General features: G+C 43.7%; 22 protein-coding genes. 17 read left to right on the top strand and 5 right to left on the bottom strand.

The window, feature by feature from the left end; genetic code table 11:
- Window positions 1-61: 61 nt before the first annotated feature.
- From IM456_RS07390 to IM456_RS07335, 13 genes are all read left to right on the top strand, one after another.
- Entirely contained in the window at window positions 62-268 is a 207-nt protein-coding gene (locus IM456_RS07390) for a type II toxin-antitoxin system HicB family antitoxin (protein WP_287691848.1), read from the top strand.
- 407 nt (window positions 269-675) lie between these two features.
- Window positions 676-1092, top strand: a complete 417-nt coding sequence (locus tag IM456_RS07385; protein ID WP_287234899.1) for an aspartyl protease family protein — start codon at window positions 676-678, stop codon at window positions 1090-1092.
- A gap of 135 nt (window positions 1093-1227) precedes the next feature.
- On the top strand, window positions 1228-1428 hold the full coding sequence (locus IM456_RS07380; protein ID WP_044000077.1) for a ssr2422 family thylakoid membrane protein: 201 nt from the start codon (window positions 1228-1230) through the stop codon (window positions 1426-1428).
- A gap of 125 nt (window positions 1429-1553) precedes the next feature.
- Window positions 1554-1775 carry a type II toxin-antitoxin system HicB family antitoxin gene (locus IM456_RS07375; protein WP_287691849.1) on the top strand — a complete coding sequence of 74 codons (222 nt, stop codon included), beginning with the start codon at window positions 1554-1556 and terminating at the stop codon, window positions 1773-1775.
- Window positions 1775-2014 (top strand): type II toxin-antitoxin system HicA family toxin, encoded by a 240-nt coding sequence (locus IM456_RS07370; RefSeq protein WP_287691851.1) that lies wholly within the window; start codon window positions 1775-1777, stop codon window positions 2012-2014. Before IM456_RS07375 ends, IM456_RS07370 begins: the two co-directional genes overlap by 1 nt.
- Before the next feature lie 255 nt (window positions 2015-2269).
- Window positions 2270-2746, top strand: a complete 477-nt coding sequence (locus IM456_RS07365; protein ID WP_002789671.1) for a type II toxin-antitoxin system VapC family toxin — start codon at window positions 2270-2272, stop codon at window positions 2744-2746.
- A complete protein-coding gene (locus tag IM456_RS07360; protein WP_002763392.1) occupies window positions 2743-2955 on the top strand; it encodes a hypothetical protein in 213 nt (70 codons plus the stop codon). The genes IM456_RS07365 and IM456_RS07360 overlap by 4 nt, the downstream gene beginning before the upstream one ends.
- Window positions 2956-3048: 93 nt before the next feature.
- Window positions 3049-3270 carry a DUF2283 domain-containing protein gene (locus IM456_RS07355; RefSeq protein ID WP_190357229.1) on the top strand — a complete coding sequence of 74 codons (222 nt, stop codon included), beginning with the start codon at window positions 3049-3051 and terminating at the stop codon, window positions 3268-3270.
- A 36-nt stretch (window positions 3271-3306) separates the two neighbouring features.
- Window positions 3307-3558, top strand: a complete 252-nt coding sequence (locus IM456_RS07350) for a hypothetical protein (protein WP_002769519.1) — start codon at window positions 3307-3309, stop codon at window positions 3556-3558.
- Window positions 3551-3850, top strand: coding sequence for a hypothetical protein (locus IM456_RS07345; protein WP_287637752.1), 300 nt, complete (start codon window positions 3551-3553; stop codon window positions 3848-3850). The genes IM456_RS07350 and IM456_RS07345 overlap by 8 nt, the downstream gene beginning before the upstream one ends.
- Window positions 3795-4043, top strand: a complete 249-nt coding sequence (locus IM456_RS23255; protein ID WP_353737727.1) for a DUF6883 domain-containing protein — start codon at window positions 3795-3797, stop codon at window positions 4041-4043. The genes IM456_RS07345 and IM456_RS23255 overlap by 56 nt, the downstream gene beginning before the upstream one ends.
- 12 nt (window positions 4044-4055) lie before the next feature.
- Window positions 4056-4292, top strand: a complete 237-nt coding sequence (locus IM456_RS07340) for a DUF4926 domain-containing protein (RefSeq protein WP_002731660.1) — start codon at window positions 4056-4058, stop codon at window positions 4290-4292.
- A gap of 210 nt (window positions 4293-4502) precedes the next feature.
- Window positions 4503-5525, top strand: coding sequence for a DNA cytosine methyltransferase (locus tag IM456_RS07335; protein WP_149986718.1), 1023 nt, complete (start codon window positions 4503-4505; stop codon window positions 5523-5525).
- Window positions 5526-5608: 83 nt separating this feature from the next.
- Here the strand turns inward: IM456_RS07335 and IM456_RS07330 are convergent, their stop codons facing one another.
- Window positions 5609-6259 carry a type I restriction enzyme HsdR N-terminal domain-containing protein gene (locus IM456_RS07330; protein WP_149986717.1) on the bottom strand — a complete coding sequence of 217 codons (651 nt, stop codon included), beginning with the start codon at window positions 6257-6259 and terminating at the stop codon, window positions 5609-5611.
- A gap of 509 nt (window positions 6260-6768) precedes the next feature.
- Complete coding sequence (locus IM456_RS07325) at window positions 6769-7887, bottom strand: peptidylprolyl isomerase (protein ID WP_287691853.1); 1119 nt, start codon at window positions 7885-7887, stop codon at window positions 6769-6771.
- Window positions 7888-8207: 320 nt separating this feature from the next.
- On the opposite strand from IM456_RS07325, the gene IM456_RS07320 reads away from it, so the two are divergent.
- Window positions 8208-9368 (top strand): 2,3-diketo-5-methylthiopentyl-1-phosphate enolase, encoded by a 1161-nt coding sequence (locus IM456_RS07320; RefSeq protein ID WP_149986715.1) that lies wholly within the window; start codon window positions 8208-8210, stop codon window positions 9366-9368.
- 56 nt (window positions 9369-9424) lie between these two features.
- Here IM456_RS07320 and serS read toward each other — a convergent pair whose 3' ends face one another.
- A complete protein-coding gene (gene serS, locus IM456_RS07315; RefSeq protein WP_287691854.1) occupies window positions 9425-10708 on the bottom strand; it encodes a serine--tRNA ligase in 1284 nt (427 codons plus the stop codon).
- Window positions 10709-10895: 187 nt separating this feature from the next.
- Here serS and IM456_RS07310 point away from each other — a divergent pair, with 187 nt between their 5' ends.
- Window positions 10896-11498 carry a M23 family metallopeptidase gene (locus tag IM456_RS07310; protein ID WP_287691856.1) on the top strand — a complete coding sequence of 201 codons (603 nt, stop codon included), beginning with the start codon at window positions 10896-10898 and terminating at the stop codon, window positions 11496-11498.
- A gap of 243 nt (window positions 11499-11741) precedes the next feature.
- A complete protein-coding gene (locus IM456_RS07305) occupies window positions 11742-12704 on the top strand; it encodes a glycosyltransferase family 9 protein (protein ID WP_287691858.1) in 963 nt (320 codons plus the stop codon).
- Window positions 12705-12765: 61 nt separating this feature from the next.
- Here the strand turns inward: IM456_RS07305 and IM456_RS07300 are convergent, their stop codons facing one another.
- Window positions 12766-13275, bottom strand: coding sequence for a YceD family protein (locus tag IM456_RS07300; RefSeq protein ID WP_002795530.1), 510 nt, complete (start codon window positions 13273-13275; stop codon window positions 12766-12768).
- Window positions 13276-13586: 311 nt separating this feature from the next.
- On the opposite strand from IM456_RS07300, the gene IM456_RS07295 reads away from it, so the two are divergent.
- The gene (locus tag IM456_RS07295) at window positions 13587-14540 is read left to right on the top strand and encodes a tetratricopeptide repeat protein (RefSeq protein ID WP_287691860.1); all 954 of its coding nucleotides are present in this window, start codon (window positions 13587-13589) and stop codon (window positions 14538-14540) included.
- 14 nt (window positions 14541-14554) lie between these two features.
- Here the strand turns inward: IM456_RS07295 and IM456_RS07290 are convergent, their stop codons facing one another.
- A complete protein-coding gene (locus IM456_RS07290; protein WP_287691862.1) occupies window positions 14555-17482 on the bottom strand; it encodes a DEAD/DEAH box helicase in 2928 nt (975 codons plus the stop codon).
- Window positions 17483-17523: the final 41 nt, after the last annotated feature.

The following is a 17523-nucleotide window of genomic DNA, read 5'->3' as shown; positions in this document are numbered from 1 at the left end:
ATAAAGAAATAGAAACGATTTTCAAGGAAAAATTAAATCAAATAATTGAGGAATAGAAATCGTGTGTTATGCGATTATTATCGAAAAAGCTGAAAATAACTATTCCGCTTATGTTCCCGATTTACCCGGTTGTGTTACTACCGGTAAAACCCTAGAGGAAATCACAGAAAATATGAAAGAAGCAATTCAATTTCATCTGGAGGGTTTACAAGAGGAAGGGCTGCCAATTCCCCAACCAGCCACCTATTGCGAGTATATCGAAGCGTAACCGATCACCTGCATACTGTCTGCAACTTTTATCTGTTAACATGGAACTGTAAACATATTACTAATGCTCAAATGCAGATCTTGTAGGTGGGGTTGAACGAAACAATAGTGGATCGAAAATGGCTCAGTTATGATAAATTTCCACGGTGAATAGATAGCTTTATGAGAAAATGGAAAGGTAATGCAATCCTCTAAGCCAGATGACTATAGCAGAGCTATTCCCTACTTTGAGAAGTCTGCCTCGTGCAGACAAGTTGAAGGTGATGCAATTTCTGATCGCAGAACTAAGTAAGGACGAGGAGCCAAGCCTACAGCCAGGAGCAACATATTTACTCTCGTCGCCGCTTAATTCACACGCAGCGGCGCAGAAACTTGCTCAACTCCTAGATTCGGAACAAGCAACGCACAATGCGTAACGCCCAACGATTTAACTTTACCGAAGGATTCGATGGGTTTGGTGTCCCCGATGCCTTGCCTCAACTACCTATATCTCTGACATACCAAGATAGATCCGTAGAGTTTTCAGCACTGTTAGACACGGGTGCAAGTGTTAATGTCTTACCGTACAGCGCTGGAGCTCAACTTGGTGCGATTTGGGAAGAGCAGACAACCTCTGTCATCTTAGCTGGTAATTTGGCTTCGATCGAGGCGCGAGGTTTACTGGTTTCGGCACAGATTGGTAATTTCAACCCAGTCCGGCTGGTTTTTGCTTGGAGCTTGTCTGATGATACACCTTTACTACTGGGTCGGATGAATTTTTTTCTAGAATTTGATGTCTGCTTCTATCGTTCACAACTTGTTTTTGAAATCTGCCCTAAATCCTAAAATGCACGGCGATCGCTGATCTTGTAGGGTGCGAAAACGCGCGTGTAACGCACCGCTAACTTTAATCATGGTGGGTTATCAATCAAGATAGATTAAGATCTGAAATAGCAAACAGTACAAACCCTTGAATTTCCCATGACATTGACAACTGACGATACTCAAGACAACCAACAACAGATACTCACTGAGTTACGAGAATTAAAAAAGGAAGTTGAGCAATTTAACCAAAAATTCGATAACTATCAAAAAGCTACACAATGGGTAGTTCAGTTAGCGTTTAGCTTAATTGCAGCCGCTACTGTAACTGTGATTGTCTCAACTGTGCTAGGTAAATAGTGCCGATCTTGTAGTTAACGTAGTGTAACGCACCGCTAACTTTAATGATGGTGAGTTATGAATTATATATCGAGGTTATTTCTACGATATTATCAAGATAGCGAAACCTAATTCTACAAATAATAATGAGACAATTCAAAATCGTCATTGAAAAGCATCCTGATGGCTACGTCGCCTATCCGATTGGCATAACAGGAGCGGTTGTCGGACAAGGAGAAACCTATGAGGAAGTCTTAGCAGATGTTAAGTCTGCTCTTGTTTGCTACTTAGAGGAATTTGGTGAAAAAGGCTTAGAAGATACATCTCCTCTAGAGATTTTTATTGCTGAAGCAGGAATCGCTATCTGATGGCAAAATTTCCAGTCGATGCTCCTAAAAAACGGGTAATCAGAGCCTTTGAAATTTTAGGGTTTTGTCTGGTTCGTGAACGAGAGCATATTGTCATGGCTAGAGATAATCAAGATGGTACTAAAACTCCACTTGTGATGCCTAACCAACCCCAAATCAAAAGTGGTACTTTAAGAGCTATCTGTACACAAATAGGTATTTCTCGTGAAGAATTTATCAACTCTTACAATCGAAGCTAACCAAAATATAACTTGCTATCGCCAATTCTGTAGATCTTGTAGGGTGCGAAAACGCGCGTGTAAAGCACCGCTAATGTTTGGGATAAAATGGAGAAGCTTCAATGCGATCGAGTCCAAGTGCGATTGCTCTGAGAGATGATCGAGGTCAAGCATGACAGTGCAACAACTTCGTTACAGAGATAGGATAGTAGAATAGAGGGGGCTACCATACCGCTGCTTCAGGCTTTAATTTAGTCTTGTCGATCAGTTATTATCATGAAAGAAAAAGTGTACTTGGATTCCACGGTTCCGAGTTATTACTTTGATGAGCGTGAAGCTCTAAAAACTTTTACCGAAATCACAAGGAAGTGGTGGTCGGAGATGTCCAGTTATTATGATTTATATATTTCGGATGCCGTGCTTCAAGAACTAACCAACGGAAACTATCCGCGTAAAGCTGAAATTATTCATTTGGTTTCGACGATTCCTTTACTACCGCCGACTTCTGCTCTTGAACAAGTTGTCGAGTTTTATCTTGCCAACTATGTCATGCCAAGGTCTCTTGTGGGCGACGCTCTACATCTTGCCTATGCCAGCTATTTCGACATTCAATATCTCGTTACTTGGAATTGCAACCACCTAGCGAATGCTAACAAACGGAAGCATATTCGCGTTATCAATGCCCGCCTTGGTTTGTCAACACCTGAAATTGTCACACCACTTGAACTATTCAAAGAGGAGAATAACTTATGATCCACTCAGAGATTTTGCAAGAAAAAGATAAAACTCAAACAAGATTATCGGAGGAATGCACGTCTATCCATGACTATTTAGTTAAGTCTCGCATTGCTGCGGAAAAGGCTGCGGAATCCTACGGGTTTACTCTCAAGTATGCTGAAGAAATTCATAAAATTCGAGAAGAACACACCAAAGCTTTCAACGTCAACACAACAGCCTCTTAGGTTGGCTTGAGCGAAACGCTATAGATTGATTCTGATTAATTGCCAATTCATTGCCAACACAAGAGTTAGGGCGATAACAATTAGAGGAATTTGGTGAACAAGATACACTATAGCCCAGATGTGGATGCTTTATTAATTGAGTTAAACAATAATCCAATTGCTTACGCAGAGGAGGAAGGGAAAACAATATTACATTATTCCGAGGACGATCAGTTAGTTTTAATCGAGATTCTAGATTTTGGTTGTTCTCTATCGGAAGATGCTAGACAAGAACTTGCAAAATCCATATCTTCTCGTGAATTGATTGAAATATAGTTATTAGTTAATATCCATCTCACAACAATTTAAATCATGAAAGGTATTCAGTATATTGTCGATGAAACAGGAGAAAAAACAGCAGTTGTTATCGATCTAAAAGAATGGGGTCAACTGTGGAATGAGTTTTATCAAAATTTACTCGATCGCTCTCCCGTAAACGAAGACTGGATAAATCGATCGCCTTTTCGAGAAAAATTAGATCAGGCTCTCGCATGGAATGCTAATCATCCACCGCAGTTATCAGATCTAGAATCCCTAGAGAGCAAACTTGAAAATAATGAGTAAGGTTTTACTTGATCTGAACAATCCAATTTTTCAGCGAGATTTATTCAATTTACCCAAAAGTGAAGCATCATCCGCTCTGAAAACTTTCAGGAAAATTTCTCAACTAACTTGGGAGCAGTTATATCAAGATCAAGGATTAAAATGGGAGAAAATTAATTCTAAAAAAGGTCAAAAAGGAGAAAAATTGTACAGTTTTAGAATCACGCAAAAATGTAGAGCAATTGCTGCTAGAGAAGGTGATTATTTACGAATACTTTCTTTACATTCCGATCACGATTCAGCTTATCAATAATAATTTGGAACAAGATTTAAGACGTATTCTTCTCAACGAGGCCACCTTAAATAAACAAACAAAGTTCGGTGATATTTATGAAATTAAAGGACTTTTACAAGGGGTCAACGGGATAAACTTACGAGTCTCTACCTATTGGATTATCGACTCACTTACGAAAGAAACAAGATTTGTGACTTTATTACCAGATTAAAAGAGTTAGACTATGAAATTTGATATGTTTTCCGAAGTTCAATTAACCGAAGATTTGCCAGAATCTAATTTGTCTCGTGGCACTCACGCGATTATCGTGGATTATTGTCCTCGACCCGAAGGCCAAGAGGATGGCTATGTTTTAGAAGTGTTAAATAATCAGGGAAAAGCCTATACAGTTATCGCTGTAGAAGTTTCCAAGATTGAATCAATTCAAAATCTTAAACAGGATGAATTTCAAATTATATAATTCTGTTATTCTTGGCTGTGATTTCCTAGAAAACTGAGGTTCAAGAAGCTTAACCCACCATCCTTTTTTTGTGTATGTCTCCAGGGATGACGACTGTTTTCAGGTTGTTACTCTCAAGCGCCAATGAAATATTTACCGTCCGCTCTTTGGTGAAAGTTGAATAAGTTAAAATCAAAGAGAATATCCCTATCGCTACAATCTCAACTATCGATGAATCTCCTGAAAGATAGTAAAAAAATTCGTTTTGTTGACCTTTTTTGTGGTTTGGGAGGGTTTCGAGTGGCGATTGAACAAGTTTGTCGCCAAAAAAACTTAGAATCTGATTGTGTTTTTTCCTGTGATATAGATAAAGACGCTCAGGCAATTTATCACGCTAATTTTGGCGACCAACCCCAGGGAGATATTACCGAAATCGCTGCCCTAGACATTCCCAATCACGATATTTTAATGGCGGGATTTCCCTGTCAACCCTTTAGTATTTGTGGTGATTTAAAGGGATTTGAAGATACCAGAGGCACGCTATTTTTTGAGATTGCCCGCATTTTAAAAGCCAAACAACCCGCAGCATTTATTCTGGAAAATGTCAAGCAATTGCAGGGACATCAACAGGGAAAAACCTTAGAAGTTATTCTCGATACTTTGCAAGATTTAGATTACTATACCGATTATCGGGTTTTGAATGCGCTTAATTTTGGTTTACCGCAAAAACGGGAACGGATTTTTATCGTTGGTTTCCGAGAAGCGCGGGGTTTTATCTGGCCAAAACCAGCTTTATCTAGAACAACTTTAACGGAAATATTAGAAGAAAATGTCTCGGATTTTTATTATGCTTCCGCAAGAATTCAAAAAAGTCGCTTCCTGAAAAGAGAGGGAAAAAAACCTTATAGTGAACCGACCATCTGGCACGAAAATAAAGGAGGAAATGTCAGCGCTTATCCCTATTCCTGTGCCTTGCGAGCAGGAGCATCCTATAATTATTTGTTAGTGGATGGGAAAAGACGCTTAACAGCAAGGGAAATGCTACGTTTACAAGGTTTTCCCGATGATTATCAAATTGTCGGCAGTTATCAAACTATGCGAAAATTAACGGGTAATAGTGTAGCGATTTCCTGCGTAGCTGCTGTGGTTAATTCTGTAATCGAGTCTTTGTTAGATATTGAGCAAGCATCAACTAATTCATTCTCGTTCAATCGAACAACTCAATTAAGTTTATTTTCGACTCAGGAGTTTTAGATAGTGGTAATTATTCAAGACGCTTTTAATTGCCTATATAGACAGTAAAAGCCTAGGAGATTATAGCTTGTTTGAGTCCTAATTTATGTCTCTAAAATTAGCTGAACCATTGCCTTGAGAATTTGGAGCAGATTAATTGCTGATTGAGGATACATTAAATTAAGTTCTGGCATTATCTGATAAGTGGGGTTAGTTTCTTGTCTGAGATAGACGAACATATATTGTAAGCCATTAGTCGCTAATCCCCAAACTGAGGGTTGTCTTTCTAAGCTATTGTAGGCATAAGTCAGTAATTGAGGTAATCCCTGACGTACTTCGATTCCACTCTCTTTAGCTTCAATTACTAAAATCCAAAAAGGGATATCATTGACAGTTGCTATCGAATTATTCACCGTGACAATATCAAAGCGTCCGCTAATAGTTTTATCTTCATCGACAAGGATAATATTATCAATCCCTTCTTCAACCCTAATCTTAATCGGATAACGATAAAAACCCGCTAACCGCAATAGGGGAAATAGGGTTAAAACTTTCACTTGTCCTTCTGATGCTTTATCTTCCATCAAATAGGGTCGAAAATCGTTGCGGATTTGAACAAGTTCTAATTTTTCTGCCTCGCTGACGGTTTCCAATGCTAAAAGCTCTGTAAATGAGACATCCTCAAGCTTTTCTTGGAAATTGAGATGACGTTGAACATCACCAAGGGTTAGTTTACTCGTTTTGAGGGTAAGCATTGATTTAGCAAGCAGTACAGCGCTGTTTCTATTATAGCGTAAAATAGGTGTCTCGGCTGTTCTTGCTAACAAAATAAGCCAAGACAGAAACACAAATCGTAGGGTGTGAAGCGCAAAAACGTAAGACACCAATTTAATAATAAAGTTGGTGTGTGGGGTGCGGATTGTTGATTTGGGTTTTTTAACAGAATTGGTAGCCGTCTAACGCACTCTAAGTTTTACTGTATTTTATCTTTAATTGTAACCGGCTACTTATCTGGATGTATCTAGAAACTGCATATTTTTAGCCATGAAAGTCATCAATTTACAATCTTTCGAGAAAAAAGTTTTCTCCCAAAATGGAGAAGATGGAGTAATTGCTAGGGTGCATCGCTTTCACTAGCGGGGAATATTGACCCCGACAATTCCCACTTTCCGGGGGTATCGGGGGAAGCGCCCAGAATCTGAGATGCTTCCCCTATCTCGACTAATCTCTGTGCCTTAACAAGACCTAGTTAAAAACCCCCACCCTAGCTAGGTTGGATGAGATTATTTAAGCCATAAACCACTTTAGCGGTGATAATCTTATCCTTATCGGTAAGTTCTTCTAACACCTCTTTTCCCTGGACTAAATAGCCAAAAACCGAATAACGACCATCCATGAGATTAAACCCCGGAGGAGTTAATTCATTATCGAATTTAAAGAAAAAGAATTGCGAGGAACCTCCGTTAGGATTAGTATCCGGACGCGCTAGGGCCACCGCACCAAAAGCGTTAAAAGGTAAGGCGAGACTGGGTAAGTAAATCCCTAATTCTTCGAGAGTATTGCCATAAACTGGTTCTTCTTCCCCTTTAATCAAAATTTCTAAGGGAATAGAGCGATATTGCTTAGTTTTCGGGTCAATAAAGCCCTCTTCTGCACCGACGGGATCCCCGGTTTGCACAACGAAATTATCTTCGCTGCGAATGAAGGGTAAACCGTCATAAAAACCCCGTTGGGCTAAATCCACAAAGTTACCCCCATTAATCGGAGCGCTGTAACCATCGACAACGATAGTTAAATCTCCTTTGGTGGTCTGCATCTCTACGGTGGCGCGTCCTCGCAATTGCGGCAAGTTAGCGTATTCTGGGGGAACGTTAAAGGGAAAACCCACCACCATTAATTCTTCTAAAGCGGTGATATTATTGAGCAATTCCCGTCTGGTTGACCAAACTGCGTCTTTATCCTTCGCTTCTACGGCCGTATCGAGGGCTACCACTCCCGTTTTTATTTTTTCGATTAATTCCTCCCCTTGGCTTTTACTTGCTTCGGGAACACTATCTAAGATAGCGTTGCTTTTGGTAGAAAGGGCATAATTGGCATCCTTGACATCTTTTTTAATCGGACTCCAACGCTTGGCCCGCAGATGTTTGGCAATATCTTCGATCGATTGTTGCACTTGACGAATTGGTTTATTATCTATGGGTAAGGCATTGCGTAGAATAGCAGTGGGATCCGTTACCGCATCACCCTGGGCAAGCACAGCTAAAGCAGGGGCAGTCCCCTTAACCGTGAACAGACTTAAGATTAAAAATAGTGCTAGGGCAATACTAGCACCGCTTTTTAAGAAAAATTTGCCCCATTCCCGTAATCTTGTCTTTATTTTCATATTTTGGTCGGTTCCTCAATGGCCATACCTATCCAAAATACTTGTAGGCTTTTAGCGGAACCCTTGTCAATAGGTGAGAAAACTGATCGAAGCCATCAGCCATCAGTTATCAGTTATCAGTTATCAGTTATCAGTTCCCCCATTACTGTTTACTGAAAAAAGGCTCCCCAATTCCCCACCTCCCCAATTCCCCACCTCCCCAATTCCCCACTTCCCCACCTCCTCACTTCCTCACTTCCCCACTTCCCCACTTCCCCACCTCCCCAATTCATAATTCATAATTTATAATTCATAATTCCCACTCCCTTTTTTTACCTTTTATGACTATCATTGTCGATTATCGCTTTCCTCCCGCTATTAATGCCGAAAAACAGGCAAAAACGATCGCTATCGGTCAAACCGCCGGCACTTGGAGCGAGCGCCACAGTCATCGTCAAGAGCAGCTGCAACAACACCTAGCGGAAGTGGTGGGGATCAGGGAGGAAGCCGACGGTTATAAGGTGGCTAGGGTGCGGTTTCCCCAGATAAACGTTGAAAATGACATCGCCAGTCTTTTAACCATGATTTTCGGCAAATATTCCATGGCTGGAGCCGGAAAAGTGGTGGGGGTGTATCTCCCCGAAACCTACGGCACGAAAGCCAAGCTGGGAATCACCGGAATTAGGCAACGTTTGGGGGTTTATGATCGACCTCTAGTTATGGCAATTTTTAAACCCGCTTTAGGACTATCGGCTCAAGATCACGCCGATATCCTGCGAGAAGTGGCTTTTGCTGGCTTAGACGTGATTAAAGATGATGAAATCATGGCGGATCTTCCCGTGGCTCCCACCCACGAGCGCCTAGATTGTTGTCGCCGGGTTTTGGAGGAAGTGCGGCAGCAAACCGGCAGAAATGTTCTCTATGCGGTCAATGTCACCGGAAAAGCGGACGAATTGCAGAGAAAAGCCCGTTTATTGGTGAAACATGGGGCTAATGCCCTGTTATTAAACGTTCTTACCTACGGGTTTTCCGTTTTAGAAGCTTTAGCCAGTGATCCGGCGATCGATGTGCCTATTTTCGCCCATCCTGCCTTTGCCGGAGCGATGTGTGCCGGTAGCGATACGGGATTAGCCTATTCTGTGGTTTTGGGAACGATGATGGCCCACGCAGGAGCCGATGCGGTGCTATATCCCGCCGCCTACGGTAGTTTACCCTTCGATCCCCAGGAGGAGGGCAAAATTCGCGATATTTTGCGCGATAGAAACGTTTTTCCGGTTCCCTCGGCCGGCATTCGTCCAGGTATTGTTCCCCAGGTCCTTCGGGATTACGGACGTAATGTTATCCTCAATGCGGGAACCGGAATTATGGACCACCCATCGGGACCGGCCAGTGGTGTGAGGGCTTTTTTTGAAGCTTTAGCCAGAATAGAAGCGGGTGATTCTTTTGATCCCGCCAATTTGCCCGAAGGAGCCTTAAAACAGGCAATTCTAGAGTGGGGTTAAGCTCAATTCTTTCAAATGCACTATAGACACATTTTGTCAAGCATTTTTATCAAAAATTAACAAATAACTTCCCGTTTTAGATAGGGTTGCAGCACTTCTGGCACTTTTACCGTCCCGTCTGCCTGTTGATAATTTTCTAGGATAGCAGCCATAGTACGACCGATCGCTAATCCCGAACCGTTGAGGGTGTGGACAAAATTAGTGCCTTTTTGCCCTTTTTCTTTAAAGCGAATATTTGCCCGTCGTGCCTGGAAGTCTCTAAAATTAGAACAACTGGAAATTTCCCGATAGGTATTAGCCGAAGGTAGCCACACTTCTAAGTCATAACATTTAGCAGCCGAAAAACCCAAGTCACCGGTACACAATTCAATCACCCGATAGGGCAACTGTAAAGCTTGTAGGATTGCCTCCGCATTAGCGACTAAACTTTCATGTTCCTGAGCAGAAGCGTCAGGATGGACGATTTTGACCATTTCCACCTTATTAAATTGATGCAAACGGATCAAGCCCCTCGTATCTTTGCCATAGCTGCCCGCTTCTCGACGAAAACAAGGGGTATAGGCACAGTGTTTGATCGGTAATTGCTCCGATGAGAGGATTTCATCGCGATAGAGGTTAGTTACAGGTACTTCTGCCGTTGGTGCTAACCAAAGCTCATCATCTCGACATTTAAAGCTTTCTTCCGCAAATTTCGGCAGTTGTCCCGTCCCGCGCAGGGAGTCACTATTAATTAAAATTGGCGGTAAAACTTCTGTATAACCGGCGACAATATGGCGATCGAGCATAAAATTAATTAAAGCTCTTTCTAGGGCAGCCCCGACAGCGATAAGATTAACAAAACGACTCTGGGCGATTTTTACTGCCCGTTCAAAGTCTAAAATGCCCAATTTTTCCCCAATTTCCCAGTGAGGCAAAATATTCGGGTTGGTGGGTTTATATTCTTCTCCCCAGCGTCTAACTTCCACATTTTCCCGTTCATCCTTACCGATGGGAGTGGTTTCACTGGGTAAATTGGGTAAATCTAAGATTTTTTGGTCAATAGCAGCTTTAATGGCTTTTTCCTGCGGTTCTAATTGAGCTAGTTTACTTTTAATCTCGTTTCCTTCTGTTTTCATTGCCAAGATTTCGGGACTGTTGACATCGCTGCCACTTTTAACTTTTTGTCCCACCAGTTTACCGATTTCGTTACCCCGGCCCTGTAAACTGCTGCGTTCTAACTCTAAAGCCTTCTGTTGTTGATTTAACTGGAGAATAGGAGCAATATCATAACTACCTCCCCGACTATCTAAGCGTTTCTGTACTTCCTCTGGATTTTCTCTAATTTGCTTTAGGTCTAACATGGTAAGTGGGTGGGTGGAATTAAATATAAGATGAACGTAGTGCGATCGCATCGCTTCGTAGGTTGGGTTGAAGCATGAAACCCAACGCCCGATCATGTTACGCTACCGCTAACCCATCCTACAAATAATTGTGCCTCCCTACTTAAAATTAGCGGTATATTGAATTGTGGTGTTTGGAGTAAGTCTCATGCTCAAGTATCTGCCTGTTAAATTCCTGCGTTTTTTAGCGATTAGCTGTCTTGTCACGCTAATCTGTCTAGGATTTGACCGTTTACACCCCGTTAAAGCTAATCCCACCCTCATAGCTCAAAATGCTTGGGCCGGGGCCTCCTTCCCCGTGGAAAACTTTCAAACCTATACCTCCGGTTTCGGTTATCGTTTCTCTCCCATGGATGGCAGTCAACAATTTCATGCCGGGTTAGATCTGGCCGCACCCTTGGGCAGTTATATTCGCAATTGGTGGACCGGCAGAATCGTCGAATTATCGGATAATACAGGCTGTGGCACCATGATTAAGATGCAATCGGGTCAATGGACACATATTTATTGTCATCTCATGGGTTCGGTTCAATCCGATAGCCGCGGTACTTTTTTGATTGATAGGTCAGGAGGAATCGTCCTTACTCTCGGTCAGGATATACCGGCAGGGGCGCGCATGGCTAGAGTGGGAATGACCGGACGCACCACTGGACCACATCTGCACTGGGGACTGATGTACGGCAATCAATACGTTGACCCCGCTTTGGTTTTAAATGCTATGTACGGCTCTAATCCTTCCGGTAATAGTTAATATCTCCTGGAAAAATCAAAAATCTTCCCTTAGTGAGGAGACTCCGAGGCGGTCGAGGAGACAGAGGAGTAGAAAAAAGACAATAGACAAGTATTATATCAATAAAGCCCACAATTCTGACTACTGGCTACTGGCTACTGACTCCTAACTCTCAGGACAATTTGTGATTTTTACAAGAGGTTCAATGAATAACGAGGGACACTGCTAAAATTAAGCTGACCGATTCAGGTATATCCAGATAAAATGCGAATATTAACCCTTGTACCGGGAGGAATTAGCAATCAACTGCTGTTTTTTCCCACTCTAGAAACCCTCCAGCAAACTTACCCCCAAAGCAGCATTGATGTTTTGGTCGAACCTAGGGCAAAAGCTGCCTATCGTCTCTGTCCCCAGGTTAGGGAAGTGCTTTTATTTGACTATCGAGATCAGTACGGATTAGCGGATTATTTAAATATTTTGGGAGTAATTCGAGACCGGGAGTACGAAATCGCCATTAGTCTCACCAATCGTCCTGCTATCAATCTTTTACTCTGGTTAAATGGTGTTCCTAACCGTATAGGCTATGAAAATAATGGCAGCTGGTTCTTATCGGAACAAGTACCCCGGCCAACGGAAGGCTATCTAGCGGATAATTATCACGCACTGGTCAAAGGGTTAAAGATTGCCGCACCCTGTCCACCTTTAAAACTAACCTTGAATCGCGATGATATCGATTGGGCCGAAATGGAGCAGCAACGCCTCAATATCAAGGATAGCGGCTATATTCTCCTCTACGCTGGCGGTAGCGATCTGAGCATCAGCCAAGGACTGGAAACGCTTTATCCCCTGGAGAGTTGGCTAGAAATTATCCAAGGCATTCGCCATCAACAACCGGATTTACCAATTGTCGCGATCCAGGGAGAATTGGATGAAGCTTGGGTTTTAGCACTCAAGGCCATGGATAATAACTTAAAAGTGTCCAGAACGGCCGATATCGGTAAAATGGCGGCCATGATCGCCGGTGCTAATTTATTGTTATCTACCGAAAGTGTCCCTTTACAGTTAGCCGTGGCCGTGGGAACCTATACCCTATCTCTGCTGGTTCCTTCGTTGTCTAAGAGAGTTTTACCGAGTGGGGGAGAGCTTCATCGATATATTGAAGCTAATACGGGAAAAGTCGCCGATATTACTCCCGAAACTGTCTTGAAAAAGATTTGGGGCAGGTAAAGAATCGGGTTTCGATCGCTTTTCTCGTGGCTCGAAACCCGAAAAAAATCGGCATCAAGGCTCAATTTTGCGATTGAGATAACTGACTTTTCAAGGATTCTAGGGAGGCCCAACGACCATCGATGGCAGTATTTTCTGGAAGAAAAAAATCGGGTGGTTGACAATTGGCTCCGCAGAGTTGACGGGGAGGCAAAGTTAGACACAACTGCTCGTATAACCACATTTGCGGGTCAAAATCCCCGTTAGGATCGAGGGTTTCCGAGAGATCTTCGTAGGCTATTTCTCGCTCTAGAGGATAGGAGTGATCGTAGTCTTTATTTTTGTCTAGCCAGATTAATTCGGAAGTGTTTAATTGCAGACGATGATTATATTGTTGTAAACAGCGATCGCAGGTTAAGGTGACGATGGTTTCTGCTTTCACCGATACTTCCAAAAAATTGCCCCCATGTCTAACCAGCAAGGTCCCCCGCACTGGTGTCAAGGTTTCTAGACCAGGGATAAAATTATCGATGATGATCACTCTTTGTCGATCAGGAGATTTGAGGAGGTGGGGGATAAAAATAGTTTCCATAGATAACTCCTGTATCATTTATCGGTTATCGGGTGTCAACTGCGTTAGCGAGTAACGCCATCATAATTGCTCGGTGACAATCTTTACTTATATCAGCTTATCGCAGACTGACCTCTAGAGACATAGACCAGTCCTAGACTGTGGGGTGTGGGGTGTATTTTCAGTGAACAGTGAACAGTAAACAGTAATCAGTGAACTGAAAACTCACATCTGATAACTGATAACTGATAACTGATAACTGATAACTGACTCCTGCATTTGACAGGCTGTCTGTTGATCGATCGAGAAAGTTTCCTCAGAATTGGGAGTATATGCACAAAGATACTCCTATGTCAACGGTTTTGAAAAATTTTCTTCCTCGCCTCGGTGGATTGGTTATGGTTGCACTGCTCTGCTCGCTTGTGCTGGGGGGATTGCCTCGGCAGGGAAAAGCGGATCAATCAGTACATTTATCCTATTGGTTGCGATCAGGAATTGAACAACTAGAGGCAGGTAATTATCAGCAAGCTTTGCAGGATTTCAATCAGTCGCTCGAACGGGAAAATAACTTGGCCCTAGCCTACAGTAATCGCTGTTTAACTGAGATTTATTTGCAGGATTATCTCCACGCTTGGCAGGACTGCACCCGCTCTTTACAACAGCAATCCGATAATTATCTAGCCTATTTCCATCGGGGTTTAGCTTTTTATCGTTTGGGAGATTATTCACAGGCGCTGACCGATTATAACCAGACTATCCGGCTAAAACCCACCTATTATCAAGCCTACTATAATCGGGGTTTAGTTCAGGCGGCCATGAAAAATTATCCCCTTGCCCTAGCGGATTTTAATCAATCCTTGCGTCAAATTACTAACCAGCAACCCGACACTTTAGCCACTATTTATAATGATCGAGGTTTATCTCATTTAGCCCTCCACAATTTTACCTCAGCCAAAGCGGATTTTAATCAAGCTCTCCGGTTAAATAAAAATAACGCCTCAGCCCACTATAATCTAGCTTGTACCGCTCACGAATTAGGTGAATACGACCGCTCTATCGCCCATTTAAATCGAGCGATTGCCATCGATCCTTTTTATGCCGATGCTTATATTAGAAGGGGATTACTGCGGCATCAATTGGGTTATTATCAATCGGCTTTAGCGGATTTAAATCAAGGAGCCAATCACCTCTATCAACAGGGATTGCACCACAATTATCAGCAAATCCTCGCCCTCATCGAGCAGATCCACCAACAGTTACTTTCCCTACCATCTCCCATTGTTTAAAAGAGCGATCAATATTATAAAGGAAAGCGCTTCATGGCTGTGACGGCGAGACGGGCATTATCTTTAAGGACTGGAGAAACCCGGGGAATTTGGGGAATTTGCCAGAGAACATCGACGGTGCGCCGTAATAATCGCACTATATCTCCCTCATCGAGACTGGTATTTTCGCACAATTCCGGCCAAGATGTCCCCTGGGCCCAACGGGAGGCAATCCCCATCAGTTGGGTTTCTAACCAGACGGGAATAGTGATATCGTAGCGAGATTGAGCTTGATAGAGTAAACGGCGAACTTCTCGCAGACCGGGGGAATTTCCCTCTCCTTGCCGCAAAATATCGATAACTTCTGGCACAGGCGGGTAATTGCACCAAGTATCGGGGCGAGGGGGTTCCGTAATCATGGCGCTGATGGCGGCGGCTAGTTGGCTAGGAGTCAATCTGTCCAAATCTCCGGACATCATCGCTAATCCTAACCAGAGTTCATTTTCCCCGCGAATAGTGGCCGCCGCTTCTCCGAGGGGAGTGGGCAAATAACCCTCTAATGCTTGGAATTCTCGCAAAATCTCGATTAGATTCAGAAATTCTTCCCAGTAGTAGGATTTACGGGATTGTTGTTTTTGGTATTTAATCTGGGTCTTGTGTAACTTATCGCGAGCAATCTCTCGATCGTAGTATAATTTCATCAATCGCCCCGGATTTTTGCGTTTTTGCAGGGGATGAGCGGCAATTTGACTATTGACAATTTCAATTTTTTGTGCCTGTGTTTCCAGTTCCACCACCGGTGGGATGCCCTGCACTTGTTGGGGGATGAAATCGGCGATCGCCTGAGTATTTTCCTCACCTTTGCGCCAACCCCCTAGGGAAACTGCTGCTAGGGAAGGGGGTATCAGTTCGCCTAATTCCGCGGGAGCGAGAAAACCTCGATCGATCTCGCTAATATCGGCATAGGCGGCTAAATACCAGCGATTATCACTGCCTAAACAAACAAGGGTTCGCACTTGACCGGCTCCGTGCAGGGTATTGACAAAGATAGCGGGGACGGGGACGGGAACCTTAATATGTTTGCCCTTGAGATGGAGGATGGTTCCGACGGGAATATTCGGCAATTTTAGATGTATTTCCTGTCTTTTCTGTGCCTCTGACTGACTAGCGATGATTTTATACAGTCTTTCTTCTTCCCGCAGTCTTTCCCGTAGCTTTTCGTAACTGAAGACCTGATCCCGCTCGATACCGGCTAACTCCATATCCAACTTAGCTAATTCGGTGGTTAAGGCGGTAATCTGTTGTCGTTCGGGGCTTAACTTCAAACGAGCGAGATATTCGGCGAAACTGCGCTCTAAGAGGTCTTTTACCTCCTCTAGACTGTGTTTTTGCAAGAGATTTAAGACCATGCCGTAACTGGGTGCAAAACAGCTTTGCAGGGGTTCCGGTTGGGCGGTGGCGAGAAAAGCCGCTTCTTTTACCCCTTCAAAGGGCGTTTGTACTGTCACCACATGGCCCACCGCGTCCATTCCCCGGCGACCCGCCCGGCCGGCAATCTGGACAAATTCCGAGGGAGTCAGCATACTATGGCCATCATCGGTGCGTTTGGAGAGGGCCGAGATAACGGTGGTGCGGGCGGGCATATTAATCCCGGCCGAGAGGGTAGCGGTGGCAAAAACCACCTTAATTAAACCGGCTTCAAAGAGTTGTTCGACTAATTCTTTCCAGAGGGGTAAAATCCCGGCATGGTGAACACCACAGCCCCGGGTGAGGGGTTCCACTTGGTCGGCGCGCACCAATTGGGAAGCACTGGCCAGGAATTCAAATAGTTGATTTTTCGTCTCGGGGTCGGCGGTTAAGAGGCTGAGGAGTTGCTCGTCGGACTGGGGGTTATTAGCGAAAAAAGCCAGTAATTTTTGGTGTAGGGGCGGATTTTCGACGGCAAAGAAGGAAAGGGTCAGTTCTTGCAGATTGGGATTATCTTCCAGGAAGAAAATGAGTAACCGGTAGTAAATGGCTCTAGCTTCTTCTGGATTAACGAGATTGAGGTTTTTTAGCTCTCGAATCGCCTGATCGCAACCTTTGCGGCTGAAAATGACGTAAATGGCCGGGAGCATATCCTTGTCCCGCAGAGTGGTGACAATGGAGGCGATGGTGGGACAATCTTCTCGTTTTAAGCGTCGGGGTTTGCCGTGGCCGACTTTTGATCGTAGTTTCGGGTTAACTTTGCTCTGTTTTGGGTCGAGCAGCGGGAATAATCCCTCTTTATTGGCGAAATAAAAGCGCAGGGGGACGGGGCGAAAATCGGAGTTAATTAGCTCGCAGCTGGAGGTCTGTTTATTGTCGCCGGGTTGGGGCAGTTGCCGCACCCAGTTAATCCAGTCGGTGAGTTCCCCCGGGTTGCCGATGGTGGCGGAGAGGGCAACTAATTGGATACTAGGGGGACAGTAGATAATTGATTCTTCCCAAACGGTGCCGCGACCTCGATCGCTGATATAGTGACATTCATCGAGAACCAGGGTTTCCACGTTTTCTAGGGAAGTGCCTACCTCACCGATCGGAGTCCTATACAGCATATTGCGAAAAATTTCTGTAGTCATGACTACAATTAACGCTGAGGGATTGATCACCACATCGCCGGTAATCAATCCCACTTCCGCAAAGAGCAGCGGGGAATCCTCATCGCCATCGGTGGGGGTACGACCGAATTTTTCTTGAAAATCCCGGAATTTTTGGTTAGAAAGAGCTTTCAGGGGAGTGGTGTAGAAAACCCGTTTGCCCCTTTCTAGGGCGCGATAGATAGCGTATTCTCCGATTAAAGTTTTGCCGGAACCCGTGGGAGCGCAGACAACCACTGATTTACCGGCAGCGAGAGCGGCGATCGCCGATTGCTGGAAGTCGTCGAGTTTAAAGGGAAAAATGGTTTTGAAATCCAAAGAGGTAGGGTTAAGGGACTCTTTCACGTCAAGTCTAAGAGGAGAAATTTTCTTAATTGTGGCTATTC

It is taken from the genome of Microcystis sp. M079S1, assembly GCF_020246425.1.
In the GTDB taxonomy this organism is placed as follows: Bacteria; Cyanobacteriota; Cyanobacteriia; order Cyanobacteriales; family Microcystaceae; genus Microcystis; species Microcystis aeruginosa.
The sequence above is the reverse complement of the archived record's forward strand: the minus strand, read 5'-3'. Positions and strand labels throughout refer to the sequence as shown.

Coding starts and splice junctions, on each gene's coding strand:
- IM456_RS07385 (WP_287234899.1), top strand. CDS start 676: ATGCGTAACGCCCAACGATTTAACTTTACCGAAGGATTCGATGGGTTT.
- IM456_RS07380 (WP_044000077.1), top strand. CDS start 1,228: ATGACATTGACAACTGACGATACTCAAGACAACCAACAACAGATACTC.
- IM456_RS07375 (WP_287691849.1), top strand. CDS start 1,554: ATGAGACAATTCAAAATCGTCATTGAAAAGCATCCTGATGGCTACGTC.
- IM456_RS07370 (WP_287691851.1), top strand. CDS start 1,775: ATGGCAAAATTTCCAGTCGATGCTCCTAAAAAACGGGTAATCAGAGCC.
- IM456_RS07365 (WP_002789671.1), top strand. CDS start 2,270: ATGAAAGAAAAAGTGTACTTGGATTCCACGGTTCCGAGTTATTACTTT.
- IM456_RS07360 (WP_002763392.1), top strand. CDS start 2,743: ATGATCCACTCAGAGATTTTGCAAGAAAAAGATAAAACTCAAACAAGA.
- IM456_RS07350 (WP_002769519.1), top strand. CDS start 3,307: ATGAAAGGTATTCAGTATATTGTCGATGAAACAGGAGAAAAAACAGCA.
- IM456_RS07345 (WP_287637752.1), top strand. CDS start 3,551: ATGAGTAAGGTTTTACTTGATCTGAACAATCCAATTTTTCAGCGAGAT.
- IM456_RS07340 (WP_002731660.1), top strand. CDS start 4,056: ATGAAATTTGATATGTTTTCCGAAGTTCAATTAACCGAAGATTTGCCA.
- IM456_RS07335 (WP_149986718.1), top strand. CDS start 4,503: ATGAATCTCCTGAAAGATAGTAAAAAAATTCGTTTTGTTGACCTTTTT.
- IM456_RS07330 (WP_149986717.1), bottom strand. CDS start 6,259: ATGCTTACCCTCAAAACGAGTAAACTAACCCTTGGTGATGTTCAACGT.
- IM456_RS07325 (WP_287691853.1), bottom strand. CDS start 7,887: ATGAAAATAAAGACAAGATTACGGGAATGGGGCAAATTTTTCTTAAAA.
- IM456_RS07320 (WP_149986715.1), top strand. CDS start 8,208: ATGACTATCATTGTCGATTATCGCTTTCCTCCCGCTATTAATGCCGAA.
- serS (WP_287691854.1), bottom strand. CDS start 10,708: ATGTTAGACCTAAAGCAAATTAGAGAAAATCCAGAGGAAGTACAGAAA.
- IM456_RS07310 (WP_287691856.1), top strand. CDS start 10,896: ATGCTCAAGTATCTGCCTGTTAAATTCCTGCGTTTTTTAGCGATTAGC.
- IM456_RS07305 (WP_287691858.1), top strand. CDS start 11,742: ATGCGAATATTAACCCTTGTACCGGGAGGAATTAGCAATCAACTGCTG.
- IM456_RS07300 (WP_002795530.1), bottom strand. CDS start 13,275: ATGGAAACTATTTTTATCCCCCACCTCCTCAAATCTCCTGATCGACAA.
- IM456_RS07295 (WP_287691860.1), top strand. CDS start 13,587: ATGCACAAAGATACTCCTATGTCAACGGTTTTGAAAAATTTTCTTCCT.